Here is a 15,239-nt window from a genome sequence, read left to right on the forward strand (position 1 = left end):
CGCCAGATCGAGCCCGACCGTGATAATCTCCGACATGACCGTCCCCCCTTTGTGGATCGTCGCAGACCCACCGTGGCACATCGATGCCGTCGGGGGGCGGTCACATCATCAGAGTCGGGTGTCGGCAAACCCGCCGCAGTTTAGACCGGACCAGGCGCCCGGTCCCTCCTACACCCGCTTGCGGGCCCTGAGTGCCGCCTGGATCGTCCCGTCGTCGAGGTAGTCGAGTTCCCCCCCGATCGGCACGCCCTGGGCGAGCGTGCTGACGGCCACGCCCGTCCCCTCCAGCGCCTCGGCGATGTAATGCGCCGTCGTCTGGCCATCGACGGTGGCGTTCAGCGCAAGGATGACCTCGCGCACCCCCTCGTCGCGTACGCGTGCCACGAGCCGCGGGATGCGCAGTTCCTCCGGCCCCACGGCATCGAGCGCCGAAAGTGTTCCGCCGAGAACGTGGTAGCGACCCTTGAAGGCCCGCCCGCGTTCCATCGCCCAGAGGTCGGCCACGTCCTCCACGACACAGATTTCGCCCGTCGCACGGCGCTCGTCGCGGCAGATGTCGCAGATGTCGGCGGTGCCGATGTTGCCACAGGTCGCGCATTCGCGGGCCGTTGCCGCCACCTGGGCCATCGCCTGGGCGAGCGGCGCCATGATCTGGCTCCGCTTCTTGATCAAATGCAGCACTGCCCGACGTGCCGAGCGGGGGCCGAGGCCCGGCAGCCGGGCCATCAGCTCGATCAGCGCCTCGATGTCGCGGGGGGCCTCGCTCAAGACAGCCTCAGAACGGCAGCTTCACGTCGGCGGGCAGGCCGAGGTCCTGCATCATCCGCTTCTGCTCCTCCTGCAGGCGGTCCTGCGCGCGTTTCTGCGCGTCCTTGATCGCGGCGAGGATCAGGTCCTCGACCACTTCCTTCTCCGATGGCTGGAAGATGGAGGGGTCGATATCGAGCGACTTCAGATCGCCCTTCGCGGTGCAGACAGCCTTCACCAGCCCCGCGCCGCTCTCGCCGGTGACGGTGATCCGGTCCATCTGCTCGGTCAGCGCGGTCATCTTGGCCTGCATCTCCTGCGCGGCCTTCATCATCTTGGCCATGTCGCCGAGGCCGCCCAGTCCTTTCAGCATCCTGTCATCCTCACTCTTCCTCGAAGGGGTCCCAGTCGGCCCCGGTGTCGTCATCGGCCGCGGGCAGGGCTGCGACCCCGGCCGCGGCCCGAGCCTCTGCCGGGGTCCTCACGTCCACGATCCGCGCGTCGGGGAAGGCGGCGAAGACGGCCTGGACCAGCGGATTATCGCGCGCCTTTTCCCTTGCAGCCAAGTTCTTGGCGTCGCGTTCCTCCGCGACCGTGGGCGCGCCGCCGCCCGACACGACGGAAACCCCCCAGCGCACACCCGTCCAGCTCTGCAGCCTTTGCGCCAGCGTTGCGGCAAGGTCGCGAGGGGCGTCGGGGGTGGGCTCGAACTCGATCCGGCCGGGGGCGTAGTGGACGAGGCGGAGGTGGTTTTCCACCTCGAGTAGCAGTTTCACGTCGCGGTTTGCGCGGATCAGTTCCACCACCGCTGGGAAGCTCGCGTAGCGGGCCAGTGCCACCTCGGGCGCGGGCGCCAGTGCCGTTGCCGCGCCGGTGGCGGTGACGGTCACGCTGGGCGCGGAGGCGACCTCCGCGCGGGGTGCCGCATGGGTCGGCGGACCGCCGGGCGCGGGGCCGCGACCGACGGGTGCAGCAGCCCCCGGCCCCTCGGCCATGCGGCGGATGAGGCTTTCCGGATCGGGCAGGTCGGCCACATGGGTCATGCGGATCACCGCCATCTCGGCGGCCATCATCGCATTCGGGGCGGCGGCGGTTTCTTCCAGCGATTTCAGAAGCATCTGCCACATGCGCGAAAGCACGCGCATCGGCAGGGCGGCGGCCATGGCCTGGCCCCGTGTGCGTTCGTCGGGCGAAACGGTGGGATCGTCGGCCGCCTCGGGCGTGATCTTGATCACGCTGACCCAGTGGGTAATTTCGGCAAGGTCGCGCAAGACCGCCATCGGGTCGGCGCCGCCGGCGTACTGCGCGCCAAGCTCGGTCAGGGCCCCGGCCGCATCGCCCTTCAGGATCAGGTCGAAGAGATCGAGCACCCGGCCCCGGTCGGCGAGGCCAAGCATCGCGCGGACCTGGCCCGCCGTCGTCTCTCCCGCGCCGTGGGAAATCGCCTGGTCGAGGAGCGAGGTCGCGTCGCGGGCCGAGCCCTCGGCCGCGCGGGTGATGAGTGCGAGTGCGTCGTCGGTGATCCCGGCGCCCTCCGCCGCGGCGATCTTGCGCAGGAGCGCCATCATCACCTCGGGCTCGATCCGGCGCAGGTCGAAGCGCTGGCAGCGGCTGAGGACGGTGACCGGAACCTTGCGGATCTCGGTCGTGGCGAAGATGAACTTCACATGCGCGGGCGGTTCCTCCAGCGTCTTCAGAAGTGCGTTGAAGGCGTTGGTGGAGAGCATGTGGACTTCGTCGATGATGTAGATCTTGTAGCGTGCCGAGGCGGCGCGATAGTGGACGCTTTCGATGATCTCGCGGATGTCGCCGACGCCGGTGCGGCTGGCCGCATCCATTTCCATCACGTCGACATGGCGGCCCTCCATGATCGCCACGCAATGCTCGCACTTGCCGCAGGGCTCCGTCGTGGGGCCGCCCAGGCCATCCGGTCCGATGCAGTTCATCCCCTTGGCGATGATCCGCGCCGTCGTGGTCTTGCCGGTCCCCCGGATGCCGGTCATGATGAAGGCTTGGGCGATCCGGTCGGCTGCGAAGGCGTTCTTCAGGGTGCGCACCATCGCGTCCTGCCCGACAAGGTCGGCGAAGGTCTCGGGGCGGTACTTGCGGGCGAGGACCTGATATCTGGTCCCGGTCGTCTCGGTCATGGCGCGCTCGGATTCGGGGCTCTGGCTAAGGTAGGGTCGCAGGCGGGCGGCGTCCACCCGTCAGCACCTGCCGGTTTCCCTTTCCGCCCGCCCGCCGCTTCGCCCCGAACCCGTGGCCGTGCCCCCTTTTCACGAGATGCCGACGCTCGCGGGACCGCGACGGTCGTACATGTTCCGGCCGGCGGAAATGCCTCGTGGCAACCCGAGCGGGTGCCGTCACCCGATACGTCGACAGACAATCTGAATTCCCTTGGACAATAGGAGCTCATGTTCCTTGACTGGACGCGCCTGCCGTGCAACTGCGGACGCTGTCGGAATCCACGGGAGTGGAGCCGAGCGCAGGTCCAACACCGAGATTGGCAGCCGGAAGCTGCTCTTCGGCGGCGCGAAGTCAAGCAGACGACGCGCAGGAGGATGATATTCCGTGCAACGTCTGCTGCTTCCGACGCCGTCGCCGGCGTCACTCCGGCGTGGGCACCGCCGATGCCGGGCGCGGCGACAGCACCCCGGGCGCGCATACCTGGCAATCGAGCCGGGCGATGGCAAGCGTCGACAAGCTTATCCTGCGCGCCGGCAATGGCCGCCCCAGCCAAATTCTGTCCCGGGACATGGCCGAGGTGTCCGTCATTCGAGACGCACCACCGGGGGAATGTCGTGCGATCTTGTGTGAGCACTTTTTCGGCGTATCCTGAGCCGATCATTCAGATGTGCCGCTGATGCGTCATTCTTTTGGGCCGTATATCCTTGACGAGGAGGCGCGAGACTTGGCGCTTCGCGGTGTGCCGGTGCCAATTCAGCCGCGCGTATTCGATCTGCTTGTCCATCTGGTCCGAAATGCCGGCCGAGTCATCCCGAAGGATGAATTGATGGACGCGCTATGGCCCGATGTCATCGTGACGGAAGCCTCGCTTCAGCGCCTTGTGAGCTTGGCGCGGCGCGCACTCGAACCCGGCGGACTGCATGGCGCGATACGCAGCTTCGTGCGGCATGGATACCGCTTCTCCGTTGACCGACCCGACCTTGCCCTGGCCAGATCGGAATCCGCCATCGATGGCCTTGCGGATGCCCTCAGGCTCATGCAGCAACATGACTGGCTTGCGGCTACCCAGACCTTCGAGAAACTCGATGCGGCGGGCGAACTGGCCGCCGAGGACATCGACCGCTGGGCGCTTGCGGTCGAATGCCTGGGACGTCCTGCGGCGGTGATACCGGTCCTGATCCAAGCCGTTGCGGCGCATGTTAGGGAGGGCAACCCTCACCTGGCGGCCCGTGATGCGGTGACCCTGGCGAAGATCGAAGTGGAACGTAGCGCGGCGGCCGCCGCGGCAGGCTGGTTGGATCGGGCCGAAATGCTGAAGGAGGGCATCGACGATCCCCGTACGGACGCGTATTTCCTCTGGATGAAGTCGCGCATGGCGAGTTTCAGCGGGCGTTGTGACGAGGCACTGGCACTGGCCGAGCAAGCGCATCGCGCTGCCATTGCTTGCGACGATGCCGGATTGATCGCATTGGCCCTCACATACCGGGGTTTCTACAAGATCTCACTTGGCAGGACCGAAGAGGGCGCGGGCGAGCAGAACCATGCTGCCGCAATCGCCCTGTCGAGTGGCGTCGACCCGATTACTGGCAGCAGTGTCTACTGCAATATCCTGTGGTCGTGCCGCACCCTCCCCGATTGGACACGGGCAATGCAATGGAGTCTTGGCTTCGACGCCTGGTGCCAAGAGAACTTCGCCGAGATCCCGGGCAACTGTGATCTGCACCGTGCGGAGGTCCTGGGCGCGCAGCGCGATCTGACCGACGCATTGCGGTCCATAGATTCGGCGATCGGTAAGCTTGCCGACGAAGAAGCCTGGTCGATCGGTGACGGCTACCGGGTGCGTGGCGACATCAAGGCGATGATCGGCGACCTTGATGGCGCGCGCGCCGATTATGCAGCCGCTTATGCGGTGGGCTGGGACGCCGAACCGGGCAACGCAATGCTATTGGCGGAAACCGGCAACGTCGAAGCAGCACTTCTGGCGCTCGACCGCGCGCTTTCGGGCCTCACCTGGTATCATGTCCAGCGCCGGGGAATACTGCTCGCCCATCGCGCGCGCATCGCCGCGTTCGGCGGTCATTTCGACGTTGCATTCCGCACACTGGAAGAGATCGAGTCGATGCCCGCGCGCGGGTCGCATCCCGCCGCTCTCGCCTTGGTATCCGAGGCGCACTATCACCTTGAGCGGCATCAGGGCGCCGGCGCAATCCGGCACCTGATGCTGGCGCGCCAACTCTGGACGCGGGCGGGCACCGAATACCACGCCGCGCGGCTGCGGATCGAGCTTGCGGAGGCCTTGCTTCGCACCGGCGATGCGGCAGGGGCGCAGGCGGAGTTGTCGGCGGCCGAGCGCACGGGCAACCGCATCCGCTCGCACCGCCTCTGCGCGGCGGTCGCCGCGCTGGCTCCGATCCCTCGCGCCTTGCCCGCGCCTGTCGCGAGCGCGGAAGAATAGCTCTCGCCCGAACTCCTTCCGACTTGTCGATTGATCCGGCAACGATAAGGACGCGATAAGGACGCTCCTCCCACTCCTCCGCTACTTCTGCCGGCGTCACGCGATTGGCGTGGCGGCAAACGCGGGCCGACGGAAGCTGGCCCTCTCACAAGGAAGAAGCACAATGCAACTCTATGTCATCCGCCGTCCGAGCGCATGGGCCTCGCTGGCTGAACTGGAAGTCGCGGGGGCGAAGTCCGCCCGCATCGGGAACGAGGAAATGCCGGACAAGGTCCGCTGGATCCGCAGCTATGTGGTGAACGAGCCGGACGGCCGCATCGGCACCTTCTGCATCTACGAGGCCACGGACGGCGCCGCGATCCGCGAGCACGCCCGCCGCGTCGGGATGCCGGGCGAGGAATTCTACCCCGTGGCGACGACGGTCGTCGTTCGTCCGGACCCGGTCGAGAAGGCGCTGGCCTGATCCCTGCACGCCGGGCGGTTGCGTCTCGGCGTGCGCCGATTTCCCGAAAGGATATTTCATGAAACTTGCAATCACCGCACTCGCGGCCGGCCTCGTTCTTGCGTCCGCCGGAGCCCTGTCTGCCCACGAAAAGGCGGCGGACCTGAGGCTGTCGCCGAAGGACGCCGAGGCGTCGCGCCTTGCCGCCGAGCACTACTATCGGATCGAGGACGCGCTGTCCGCCGGATACGAGCCGCTCTTCGACTGCACCGAACACGGCGAGGCCGGCGCGATGGGCCAACACTACATCAACAAGGCCTATGCGATGGACAGCGTGCTCGACGTCAACCAGCCCGACGTGCTGATGTACGAGCCGCAGCAGGACGGAACCATGCATCTCGTGGCTTTGGAATACGTCGTCTTCCAGTCGAAATGGACGGACAAGGCCGCGCCAGTCTTCCTCGGTCACGAAATGCAGCTCAAGCACAAGGTCGGCGTCCATGAGGTCGATCCGTTCTTCGAACTCCACGTCTGGCACTGGCGCGACAATCCCTCGGGCATGACCGCCGACTACAACCCGAGCGTGACCTGCGCACACGCGCCGTGATATCGCGCGGCCTGCGAAGACGGAAAGCGTCGGCCGACAGCGGCCGGCGCTTTTGGTTTGCAGGTGTCATGACAGGGAGGGCGGAACGGAACGCCCCCGCGCCATATTTCAGCCGGGCCGCGCGTCACGCCCGAGAAGGTCGCCGCAGGATCAGCACCAGCGGCATGGCGAAGAGCGACACCCACATCATCAGATAGAAGTCGTCCACATAGGACACCATGGCTGCCTGCGTGTTGACCAGCGCGTCCATCATCTGCAGCGCCTGCGGGTCGCCCGCCACCGCGCCGGGGCTGACCTGCGCGAGCAACGGATTGTAGGGCTGGATGAAGGCCCCCAGTTCCGCATGGTTGGTCTGAACGTTGCGCGCCAGCGCCGCAGTCACCACCGAGATGCCGATCGACGATCCGATGTTGCGGACAAGGCTGAAAAGGCTTGTGGCGTCGGCACGGAAACGCGGCTCAAGCGTGGCGAAGGCGATCGTGGACAGCGGCACGAAGACCAGCCCCAGCCCCAGCCCCTGCACGATCCCGCTGCGGACCACCGGCCAGGCGTCCATGTCCGGCGAGAATCCCGTCATCTCCCACAGCGAAAGCGCGGTCAGAGACAGCCCCGCCAGCACCAGCATCCGCGGGTCCACCTTGCGGACCAGCCGCCCGACCAGCAGCATGGAGATCATCGTCCCAACTCCGCGCGGCGCCATAACCCATCCGGTGGTGATCACCGGATAGCCAAGGATGCGCGACAGCATCGGCGGCAGCAGCGCAAGGCTTGCCAGCAGGATGATCCCGACCACGAAGATGAACACCAGCCCGATGCGGAAATTCCGGTCGCGGAACATCTGCGGATCAAGGAAGGGATGCTCCTTCCACAGGATATGCACCACGAACATCCAGAAGCAAGAAATGGATACAAGGAGGTAAAGCCAGATCTCCGCCGCAGCGAACCAGTCTACCTCGCCGCCGCGGTCCAGCATCAGCTGCAGCGACCCGAGCGCGATGGACAGGAACGCAAAGCCCGTCAGATCGAAGCTGCGCCGCTTGCGCGGCGTGCGCGGCAGAAAGGCGATGCAGCCCAGAAGCGCCATCACCCCAACCGGAAGGTTGATCAGGAAGACCCAGCGCCAGTTGTAACTTTCAGTCAGCCAACCGCCCAGTGTCGGGCCGATGATCGGGCCGACCATGATCCCGGCACCCCACATCGCCATCGCCTGCCCGGTCTTTTCGCGCGGGTTGATGTCCAGGAGGAAGGTCTGCGACAAGGGCACGATGGCCGCCCCGAATACGCCCTGCAACAGGCGGAAGGCGACCATGGAGGGAAGGCTCCATGCCAGGCCGCAGGCGATCGAGCTAGCGACGAAACCGACGATGGAAATCAGGAACAGTTCGCGCTTGCCCAGCCGGTCGGCAAGCCAGCCGGTCACCGGCGTGATGATGGCGGAAGAGACGATATAGCTCGTCAGAACCCAGGTGATCGTGTCCTGCGAAGCGCCAAGGTCGCCGGTCATCGACGGCAGCGCGACGTTGGCGATGGTGGTGTCGAGCACCTGCATGATCGTCGCCAGCATGATCGACAGCGTGATCAGCCCGCGATGCCTGACCTCGACCGGCGGGGCGGAAACCGCCCCCGCAGGCGCGGCGGGCGGGCTTTCGGGAATGTCCGACATGGCGCGCCTACTCCGCCACGGCCAGTCGTGGCGCCTGTCCGGTCGAGGTATCCACCGTCACCTCGGCACTTACGCCCGAGGCGAGCGAGGCCGCCGCCGCCGGATCGTCGAGCCGGATGCGGACCGGCACGCGCTGCGTGACCTTGACCCAGTTGCCGGTCGCATTCTGCGCGGGCAGAAGCGAGAATTCCGCCCCGGTCCCCGCCCCGATCGCCTCCACCCGCCCCAAGAAGCTTTGCCCCGGTGCGGCGTCGAAGACGATCTCGGCCCGCTGTCCGGTCGCCAGATCGGCAAGCTGCGTTTCCTTGAAATTCGCGTCGACCCACGCCTTGCCGGTCTCGACCAGAGCAAAGACCGGCTGGCCTGCCGACAACATCACTCCCCGCCGGAACGAGGACGCTTGATAGACCACGCCGTCCGCGGGGGCCGTCACCTTCGTTTCTGACAGGTCGTAGCGCGCCTGCTCCAGTTCGGCCAAGGCCGCACGGACCGAAGGCTGGTCGTCGGTCGCCGCGTCCGGATCGCCGCCAAGGGCTGCGAGCGCTTGTTCGGCCGTCAGCCGCACGACATCTGCCCGCTCCTTCGCCTGATGGCTGGCATGGCGATATTCGTCCACCGTGCTCATGGAGGCGACGCCCTTGCCCGACAGCGCCTCCTGCCGCGCCAGCTCGTCCGCCTGATAGCGCGCATCATCGGCGGCAAGAGCTGCCTGCGCCGTGGCCTGTGCATAGGCGGCCTTGAGTTGTGCCACCTGAAGCCGCGCGGCGCCGACGGCGGCTTCCGCCTGCGATACGGCCAGTGCATAGGGCGTGGGGTCGACCTGAAACAGCAGGTCCCCCGCCGAAACATGCTGAAGGTCCTGAACCTCGACCGAGATGACGCGGCCCCCCACCGTCGGCGCGACAGAGATGCGCGGTTGGTGAAGATTGGCGTTCTCCGTGGTTTCCGACGCGCCGCCGGACACCCACCAGCCGCCCGCCCCAAGGACGAAAAGAAGCGGGACAGAAAGCATAAGCGCGGTCTTTTGCAGCGCGCGCGCCGTAGGTGCAAGGGATGCGGGAATCGCGCGCGCGCCGGTCGCGGCGCCTTTGGCATCGGCGGGGGTGTGGACGTTCATTCTACGATCTCGACAGAAGGGGAACGGGCAGCCGGATCCTGATCCGCCGCCTGCAGGTTTTCGCTTATCTTCAGAAGTGCGGCATGAAGAACCCGCCGTTCGTCATCGCTCAGGCCGGTCAGCGCCTCGTCATAAAGCGCCTCGGCGATGCCGCGCACGGTTGGCGCGACCTCGCGCGCCTTCGCCGTGGCCACGACGATTCTGGCCCGCCGGTCCTCGGGATGCGGTTCGCGCCGAACCCAGCCCTGCTGTTCCATACGGTCGATCAGGCGTGACACGCTGATCGGCTCCACGCCCAGAAGGGACGCGAGCGCCGTCTGGGTCGAAGGCCCGGTGCGAAGGAGGTGGCCCAGCAGGCGCCATTGCGCTGCGGACAGGCCATAGGCCAAGGTGCGCTGTTCGAAGCGCCCCCTAAGCCTGCGGCTGGTGTCCTGAAGGAGTGTGCCGAGTCGGTCAACGCGGTAATTCATAAGCCTGCTTATTATAAGCCTGCTGTGATAGCAAGGGATCGGGTGCTTGTCCTGCGCCGCCGGTGGCCGCCCCGGGGAGCAACGCGCCTGCCCGTCGGCCATGGAGTCCAGGCTGCCCTGCGGCGTCGCAGCGGTTGTCCCGCCGAGTCCGAGGGAACGCCTTTGAGGTCTGACCTTACATCATCCGGGCAGTGCCCGCTTGTCGCTAAGTCACTCCCGACGATTGTGGAGCGTGTTCGCCGGGGCCGCTCTCCTTCAGGATGTCGCATGACCGCAACCGTATGCGATTGATGATGATCATGCCGATTGGGCCCCGGCGAACATCAAGGCGCGGCGTGCCATGCGACTTGGCGGAAAATGGCCGAAGACCGGCTATCTGGACCTGGTCAGCCGAAGGGGACTGCTCATCTGTCTGCCCGCTTGCCGAGCCTGAATCATGCCGCCTATCCGGGATCAGCGGGTCCTGACCCCCTGCTCAATCCATCCGGCAGACCTTCCACGCACCGCGAGTGGCGCCACGGACGACGGCGATGCAGGTCATCGGATCAGGTCGCCTTCACACCAGATATTCGTGAAGGCGCCGGAGCAGGTGGTTTCGCGGCCAAAGCCGGTGACTTGGAAGCGGGTGAAGAGGGTGCGGTCTTCCTCTGTCACCTCGATGCTCTGCCGAACGACCTCGAAACAGGTCGACGGCTTCAGCTTGCAGCCGATGAGCGCAACAGTGGCCAGGGCATCGCCGCCTGCGTCTACGTCGGTCGTGGCGATCCGCGTCTGGATAGCTTCGCGCAGCATCGCGTCGAACTCCGGCAGGCCGGGGCGCGTGAGCCACGCCACAACCCCGAGGATGAGCGCCAGAAGGATCGCCCAGAGGATCAGCCGCATCGCCCGCTCCTGCCGTTGTCGCAGGTCTTATGCCGCGAGGGGGCGGGGCCTGTCGAGCCCCGCCCGCCCCTGACGCGCGCGATCAGAGCATGATGCGGAACCGGGCGAAGCCGTCCGGGCCGTCGCCCGCCGGTTCGATCGCAAGCGTCGTCAGGTCGGCAAGGTGGTCGGCCGCCTTCGGCCCCGTGTCGAACAGCACGCTGGTCCCCGGCAGGGCCCTGAAGCGCCAGTTGCCGTCGGCCGTCGGGTTGATCGTACCCTGTTCGACGATGTAGCGGACGATGATGTCGCGGTTGGTGTCGGGCCCCTCGAAGATGATCGTGTCGCCCTTGGCGCCTGGAAAGTCGCCGCCGCCGCCGGCGCGGTAGTTGTTGGTGGCGACGACGAATTCGGCCGCGGGATCGACCGGCTGGCCTTGATACATCAGATTGGCGATGCGGTTGGCCCCGGGGTTCAGATCCTCACCCTTCGGCCCGTATTTCGACGGCTGGGAGAGGTCGATCTCGTAGGTCACGCCGTCGATCACGTCGAAGTTGTAGGAGGGGAAGTCGGGGTTCAGGAGGACCTGGTCGGCCTTCCCGGACTCCACCTGGTTGAACATGCCGGCGGAGCGTTCAAGCCAGTCCTTCAACTGCTGCCCCGTCACCTTCACCGCGCGGATCGTGTTGGGGTAGAGGTAGAGGTCGGCCACGTTCTTGATTGCCACGTCGCCCGGTGCCACGTCGGTGTAGTAGTCGGGCCCGCCGCGGCCTCCTGCCTTGAAGGGCGCGGCGGCAGAAAGAAGCGGCAGCGCTTCGTATTCCGTGCCCTTCAGCATCTCGGCGATGTACCAGGTCTGCGCCTGGCTGACGATCTGCACGGACGGATCGTCGGCCACCAGCGCGAAGTAGGAGTAGAGCGGCGCCGAGGTCCTGCCGACGGCGCGGCGGACATAGGCCAGTGTCTCTTCATGTTCCTTCTGCACCGAGGCGAGCACTGTCGGCACGTCCTCGACCAGCGCGGTGATGGAGCGGTCCTCGTTCCGCTGGGAGATCGGCCGTGCCTCGGAGGTTGACGATATGACCTTCCAGCGGTTGCCATCGCGTTCGAGGAGAAGGTCGATGAGCCCCATGTGCGAGCCCCAGAAACCGCCCATGACGGCGGGCTTGCCGGAAATGGTGCCGGTGGCAACATCCACCTCTGCGAACCCGTCGAAGGTGGAGGACGGGAAGACGAGGTGGCTGTGTCCGGTCATCAGCGCGTCGACGCCGTCCACCCGGGCGAGGGGGGTGGAGGCGTTCTCCATCCCCTCGGTGTGCTCGGCCGCGCCGATGCCGGAATGGGAAAGCGCCACGATGATGTCGCAGCCTTCCTCCAGCATCTGGGGCACCCAGGATTGCGCGGTCGTCACGATGTCGCGGGTCTGGACCTTGCCTTCGAGATGCTTGCGATCCCAGTTCATGATCTGCGGCGGCACGAAGCCGATGAGGCCGACGCGGATCGGGTGCTTCTCGCCCGCGCCGTCCGTCACCTCGCGGTCGAGGATGATGTACGGCGTGACCAGCGTCTCGTCCTCGCGCGGGGAGGCGCCCAGGCTCTTGACCACGTTGGCCGAGACGATGGGGAAGGACGCCCCGGCCAGCGACTTCATCAGAAAGTCGAGCCCGTAGTTGAATTCGTGGTTGCCGAGCGTCGAGGCATCGAAGCCGAGCGTGTTCATCGCCTGGATGATCGGGTGCAGGTCACCGTCCTTCATGCCCCGCTCATAGGCGATGTAGTCGCCCATCGGATTGCCCTGGAGGAAGTCGCCGTTGTCCACCAGCATCGCGTTCGTCGCCTCGGCGCGCACCGCCTCGATCAGGCTTGCGGTCCGGGACAGGCCCACGGTGTCCACCGGCTTGTCGGCGTAGTAGTCGTAGGGGAAGACATGGACGTGCAGGTCCGTCGTCTCCATGATCCTGAGATGTGCCTGGTTGGCGGCGGCGAAGGCGGAGTAGGGGTGCAGTGCGATCAAGGAAGCTCCGGCGGCGCCCCCGGCGAGGAAACCCCGGCGGGTGAGAGGGAAGTGCGTACGTGCGGTCATGATGGCCCCCATCGGTCGAGTCCCGAGTGACTGTCGGAGGGTAGCATGACATGGGCGTGACGCTAACGGCGGATTCGCGGGGCCGCCAGCAAACGGTGTGTTTCCATCGCGTGATTCACCTTTGAGTTGTGCAATCGCCACGGAATGCCGCCGTTGTCCATCGGTTTGCAACCGTCGCCCGTCCATGCCACATGTTCCGCCGTCGGAGGGTGCCATGCGGAACGCGGAAACGGTGACATTCGGGGGCTCCGGCCTCGATCGGGCGGCCGGGCTGCGGCGGCGGCCGGAGGAACTCGCCGGGCTTCTTGACAGCGGTGGGCGGGTGCTGCCGGTCTGGCGCGGCAAACCGCTTCTGGCGGGAGCGGGCGCCGGCTGGGTCGCTTCGGGGCACCCGGTGCTGGCAATGGCGGAGGGCGCGCCGGTGTTTCTCGGAATTGACGATGGCACGGCGCGGTTTGCGGCGGACATCTCGGCCTGGGAACCGCCGGCAGAGACCCTTCCGCAGCCGGGCGTCTTCTTCGACCCGACCGAACAGCGTCACCCTGCACTGCCCGAGGACCACCGATTTGCGGAGATTCGGGGCGTCATGGCGATGCTGTCGCCGCGCGACGCCGAACTTGCCGCGACGGCCAAGGCGCTTCTCGGGTGGCAAAGGAGCCATCGGTTCTGCTCGGCCTGCGGCCAGCCGTCCGAGGTGGCCGAGGCCGGCTGGCAACGGCGCTGCCCCGCCTGCGGCGCGAGCCATTTCCCCCGCACCGACCCGGTCGTCATCATGCTGGTCACTCGGGGGGACCGCACGCTACTCGGCCGGTCGCCCGGGTGGCCGGAGGGGATGTATTCCTGCCTCGCGGGCTTCATGGAGCCCGGAGAGACAGTGGAGGCCGCCGTGCGGCGCGAGGTGATGGAGGAGACGGGCGTGGAAGTCGGGCCGGTGCGCTACCTTGCAAGCCAGCCGTGGCCCTATCCCTCCTCGCTGATGATCGGTTGCCGGGGCGAGGCGGCAAGCGAGGCGATCACCCTCGATCCTGTCGAACTCGAGGACGCGCGCTGGGTCACGAAGGCCGAGACGGCTGCGGCGCTGGCGGGCACGCATCCGGCGATCCGGCGACCGCGCCCCGGGGCGATCGCGGGGTTTCTCCTGACCAACTGGGTTGCGGACCGGCTGGATTGAGGCCAAGACTTCGGCCGGGACAGGAGGAGACGACAGCGTGAAGCTCTCCACGCGCCAGGACATCGAGGTGCCGGCCGAGGCGGTCTTTGCCGCTGTGTCGGATTTCGCGGCCTTCGAGCGCGCCGCGCTCAGACGCGGGGCCGAGGTGGCGCGGACCGATCTTGGCGCCGAGCCAGGGCCGGGCATGACCTGGAGCCTGCGTTTTCGCGCGCGCGGGCGGATGCGCCGCGTCGTCTGCACTCTGGACCATTTCGATCCTCCGAATGCGCTCGTCTGCCGGCTGGACGGCGGCAGCTTCGGCGGGGCGCTGACGGTCAACCTCGTCGCCCTGTCGCGCGCCCGCACCCGCATGGCGGTCCAGTTGGAGCTTCTGCCGCGGACCATAGCGGCGCGTCTACTGATCCAGACCGCAAGACTGAGCCGTGGCGCCTATACGCGCCGGTTCGAGGATCGTGTGCAGAAGTTCGCCGCCGAGGTCGAGCTCAGGCAGGCGCGGCCGGGCGGCTGAGCGGTCAGCGCCGGGTCGGATCGGCGGGGTAGACGCCGAGGATCGACATCGTGGAGGTGAAGTAGTCGAGCTCCTCGAGCGCGAGACGCACGTTCGGGTCGTCGGGGTGCCCCTCGATGTCGGCGTAGAACTGCGTGGCGGAGAACGAGCCGTCCACCATGTAGCTTTCGAGCTTGGTCATGTTGACGCCGTTCGTCGCGAAGCCGCCCATCGCCTTGTAGAGCGCGGCGGGAATGTTGCGGACCTGGAAGACGAAGGTCGTCATCATGCCGGACTTGCCCCGGCGCTGGTAATCGGGCTCGCGCGCCATGATCAGGAAGCGGGTGGTGTTGTGGGCGTGGTCCTCGATGTGGCGGGCAAGGATGTGAAGCCCGTGGATCTCGGCCGCGAGGTCCGAGGCGAGCACGCCGACCCGGCGGTCGCCGCTGGCGGCGAGTTCGGCCGCCGCGCCGGCGCTGTCGGCCGCGGCTTCTCCACGGATGCCGTAGCGGGAGAGGAAGGCCGCGCATTGCGGGATCAGCACGAGATGGGCACGGACCTTCTCGACCTCCTCGATCTGCACCCCGGGAAGGGCCATCAGGCTGATGTGGACCCTGACGAAGGCCTCGCCGATGATGAAGAGACCGGATTCCGGCAGCAGCCGATGGATATCGGCCACGCGGCCATAGGTCGTGTTCTCCACCGGCAGCATGGCCTGGTCGGCCGCTCCGGTCCGCACCGCGGCGATCACGTCCTCGAAGGTGCGGCAGGGCAGCGGCTCCATGCCGGGGCGGGCGTCGAGGCAGGCCTGGTGGGAATAGGCGCCACGCTCTCCCTGGAAGGCGATGCGTCCGGCGATCTGTCCGGTCATGGCGGAACGGCTCCTCGGCGGCGGCCCGGGGCGGGGGCATTCCGGCCGGGCCTTTCGCGGCGCTAACTATACCTTGAA

The 15,239-nt window shown here is 66.9% G+C and carries 14 protein-coding genes; 5 read left to right on the forward strand and 9 right to left on the reverse strand.

Features of this window, described 5'->3' with window-relative positions; all coding sequences use genetic code 11:
- Positions 1-168: 168 nt before the first annotated feature.
- The 3 genes from recR to ACMUOO_RS07895 are packed head-to-tail and all read right to left on the reverse strand — an operon-like array spanning position 169 to position 2,894.
- Complete coding sequence (gene recR, locus ACMUOO_RS07885; protein WP_301917596.1) at positions 169-768, reverse strand: recombination mediator RecR; 600 nt, start codon at positions 766-768, stop codon at positions 169-171.
- Positions 769-775: 7 nt separating this feature from the next.
- On the reverse strand, positions 776-1,120 hold the full coding sequence (locus ACMUOO_RS07890; protein WP_301917595.1) for a YbaB/EbfC family nucleoid-associated protein: 345 nt from the start codon (positions 1,118-1,120) through the stop codon (positions 776-778).
- 10 nt (positions 1,121-1,130) lie between these two features.
- Positions 1,131-2,894 (reverse strand): DNA polymerase III subunit gamma/tau, encoded by a 1,764-nt coding sequence (locus ACMUOO_RS07895; protein ID WP_413854990.1) that lies wholly within the window; start codon positions 2,892-2,894, stop codon positions 1,131-1,133.
- 764 nt (positions 2,895-3,658) lie between these two features.
- Here ACMUOO_RS07895 and ACMUOO_RS07900 point away from each other — a divergent pair.
- The 3 genes from ACMUOO_RS07900 to ACMUOO_RS07910 all read left to right on the forward strand — a co-directional run bounded on the left by ACMUOO_RS07900 (position 3,659) and on the right by ACMUOO_RS07910 (position 6,438).
- A complete protein-coding gene (locus ACMUOO_RS07900) occupies positions 3,659-5,389 on the forward strand; it encodes a winged helix-turn-helix domain-containing protein (protein ID WP_301917594.1) in 1,731 nt (576 codons plus the stop codon).
- A gap of 163 nt (positions 5,390-5,552) precedes the next feature.
- On the forward strand, positions 5,553-5,852 hold the full coding sequence (locus ACMUOO_RS07905; protein ID WP_301917593.1) for a nickel-binding protein: 300 nt from the start codon (positions 5,553-5,555) through the stop codon (positions 5,850-5,852).
- A 58-nt stretch (positions 5,853-5,910) separates the two neighbouring features.
- Complete coding sequence (locus ACMUOO_RS07910) at positions 5,911-6,438, forward strand: hypothetical protein (RefSeq protein WP_301917592.1); 528 nt, start codon at positions 5,911-5,913, stop codon at positions 6,436-6,438.
- A 124-nt stretch (positions 6,439-6,562) separates the two neighbouring features.
- Here ACMUOO_RS07910 and ACMUOO_RS07915 read toward each other — a convergent pair whose 3' ends face one another.
- From ACMUOO_RS07915 to ACMUOO_RS07935, 5 genes are all read right to left on the reverse strand, one after another.
- Positions 6,563-8,101, reverse strand: coding sequence for a DHA2 family efflux MFS transporter permease subunit (locus ACMUOO_RS07915; protein WP_301917591.1), 1,539 nt, complete (start codon positions 8,099-8,101; stop codon positions 6,563-6,565).
- Between the two features lie 7 nt (positions 8,102-8,108).
- The gene (locus ACMUOO_RS07920; protein ID WP_301917590.1) at positions 8,109-9,113 is read right to left on the reverse strand and encodes an HlyD family secretion protein; all 1,005 of its coding nucleotides are present in this window, start codon (positions 9,111-9,113) and stop codon (positions 8,109-8,111) included.
- Positions 9,114-9,214: 101 nt separating this feature from the next.
- Positions 9,215-9,688, reverse strand: coding sequence for a MarR family winged helix-turn-helix transcriptional regulator (locus tag ACMUOO_RS07925; protein WP_413854991.1), 474 nt, complete (start codon positions 9,686-9,688; stop codon positions 9,215-9,217).
- Positions 9,689-10,225: 537 nt separating this feature from the next.
- The gene (locus ACMUOO_RS07930) at positions 10,226-10,570 is read right to left on the reverse strand and encodes a hypothetical protein (RefSeq protein WP_301917588.1); all 345 of its coding nucleotides are present in this window, start codon (positions 10,568-10,570) and stop codon (positions 10,226-10,228) included.
- 82 nt (positions 10,571-10,652) lie between these two features.
- Positions 10,653-12,632, reverse strand: a complete 1,980-nt coding sequence (locus tag ACMUOO_RS07935; RefSeq protein ID WP_301917587.1) for a bifunctional 2',3'-cyclic-nucleotide 2'-phosphodiesterase/3'-nucleotidase — start codon at positions 12,630-12,632, stop codon at positions 10,653-10,655.
- 214 nt (positions 12,633-12,846) lie between these two features.
- Between ACMUOO_RS07935 and nudC the strand changes: the two genes are divergently transcribed.
- Together nudC and ACMUOO_RS07945 are read left to right on the forward strand one after the other, a co-directional pair.
- Positions 12,847-13,803 (forward strand): NAD(+) diphosphatase, encoded by a 957-nt coding sequence (gene nudC, locus ACMUOO_RS07940; protein ID WP_301917586.1) that lies wholly within the window; start codon positions 12,847-12,849, stop codon positions 13,801-13,803.
- 37 nt (positions 13,804-13,840) lie between these two features.
- Positions 13,841-14,311: an SRPBCC family protein gene (locus tag ACMUOO_RS07945; protein ID WP_301917585.1), complete on the forward strand. Its 471-nt coding sequence runs from the start codon at positions 13,841-13,843 to the stop codon at positions 14,309-14,311.
- Positions 14,312-14,315: 4 nt separating this feature from the next.
- On the opposite strand, the gene ACMUOO_RS07950 is transcribed toward ACMUOO_RS07945, so the two are convergent.
- Positions 14,316-15,161, reverse strand: a complete 846-nt coding sequence (locus ACMUOO_RS07950) for a prephenate dehydratase (protein WP_301917584.1) — start codon at positions 15,159-15,161, stop codon at positions 14,316-14,318.
- Positions 15,162-15,239 lie beyond the last annotated feature (78 nt).

Origin of the sequence: Albidovulum sp. (assembly GCF_041919395.1) — a bacterium.
Taxonomy (GTDB): Bacteria; Pseudomonadota; Alphaproteobacteria; order Rhodobacterales; family Rhodobacteraceae; genus Albidovulum.

Coding starts and splice junctions, on each gene's coding strand:
- ACMUOO_RS07890 (WP_301917595.1), bottom strand. CDS start 1,120: ATGCTGAAAGGACTGGGCGGCCTCGGCGACATGGCCAAGATGATGAAG.
- nudC (WP_301917586.1), top strand. CDS start 12,847: ATGCGGAACGCGGAAACGGTGACATTCGGGGGCTCCGGCCTCGATCGG.
- ACMUOO_RS07935 (WP_301917587.1), bottom strand. CDS start 12,632: ATGACCGCACGTACGCACTTCCCTCTCACCCGCCGGGGTTTCCTCGCC.
- ACMUOO_RS07910 (WP_301917592.1), top strand. CDS start 5,911: ATGAAACTTGCAATCACCGCACTCGCGGCCGGCCTCGTTCTTGCGTCC.
- ACMUOO_RS07915 (WP_301917591.1), bottom strand. CDS start 8,101: ATGTCGGACATTCCCGAAAGCCCGCCCGCCGCGCCTGCGGGGGCGGTT.
- ACMUOO_RS07925 (WP_413854991.1), bottom strand. CDS start 9,688: ATGAATTACCGCGTTGACCGACTCGGCACACTCCTTCAGGACACCAGC.
- ACMUOO_RS07895 (WP_413854990.1), bottom strand. CDS start 2,894: ATGACCGAGACGACCGGGACCAGATATCAGGTCCTCGCCCGCAAGTAC.
- ACMUOO_RS07950 (WP_301917584.1), bottom strand. CDS start 15,161: ATGACCGGACAGATCGCCGGACGCATCGCCTTCCAGGGAGAGCGTGGC.
- ACMUOO_RS07905 (WP_301917593.1), top strand. CDS start 5,553: ATGCAACTCTATGTCATCCGCCGTCCGAGCGCATGGGCCTCGCTGGCT.
- ACMUOO_RS07930 (WP_301917588.1), bottom strand. CDS start 10,570: ATGCGGCTGATCCTCTGGGCGATCCTTCTGGCGCTCATCCTCGGGGTT.
- ACMUOO_RS07920 (WP_301917590.1), bottom strand. CDS start 9,113: ATGCTTTCTGTCCCGCTTCTTTTCGTCCTTGGGGCGGGCGGCTGGTGG.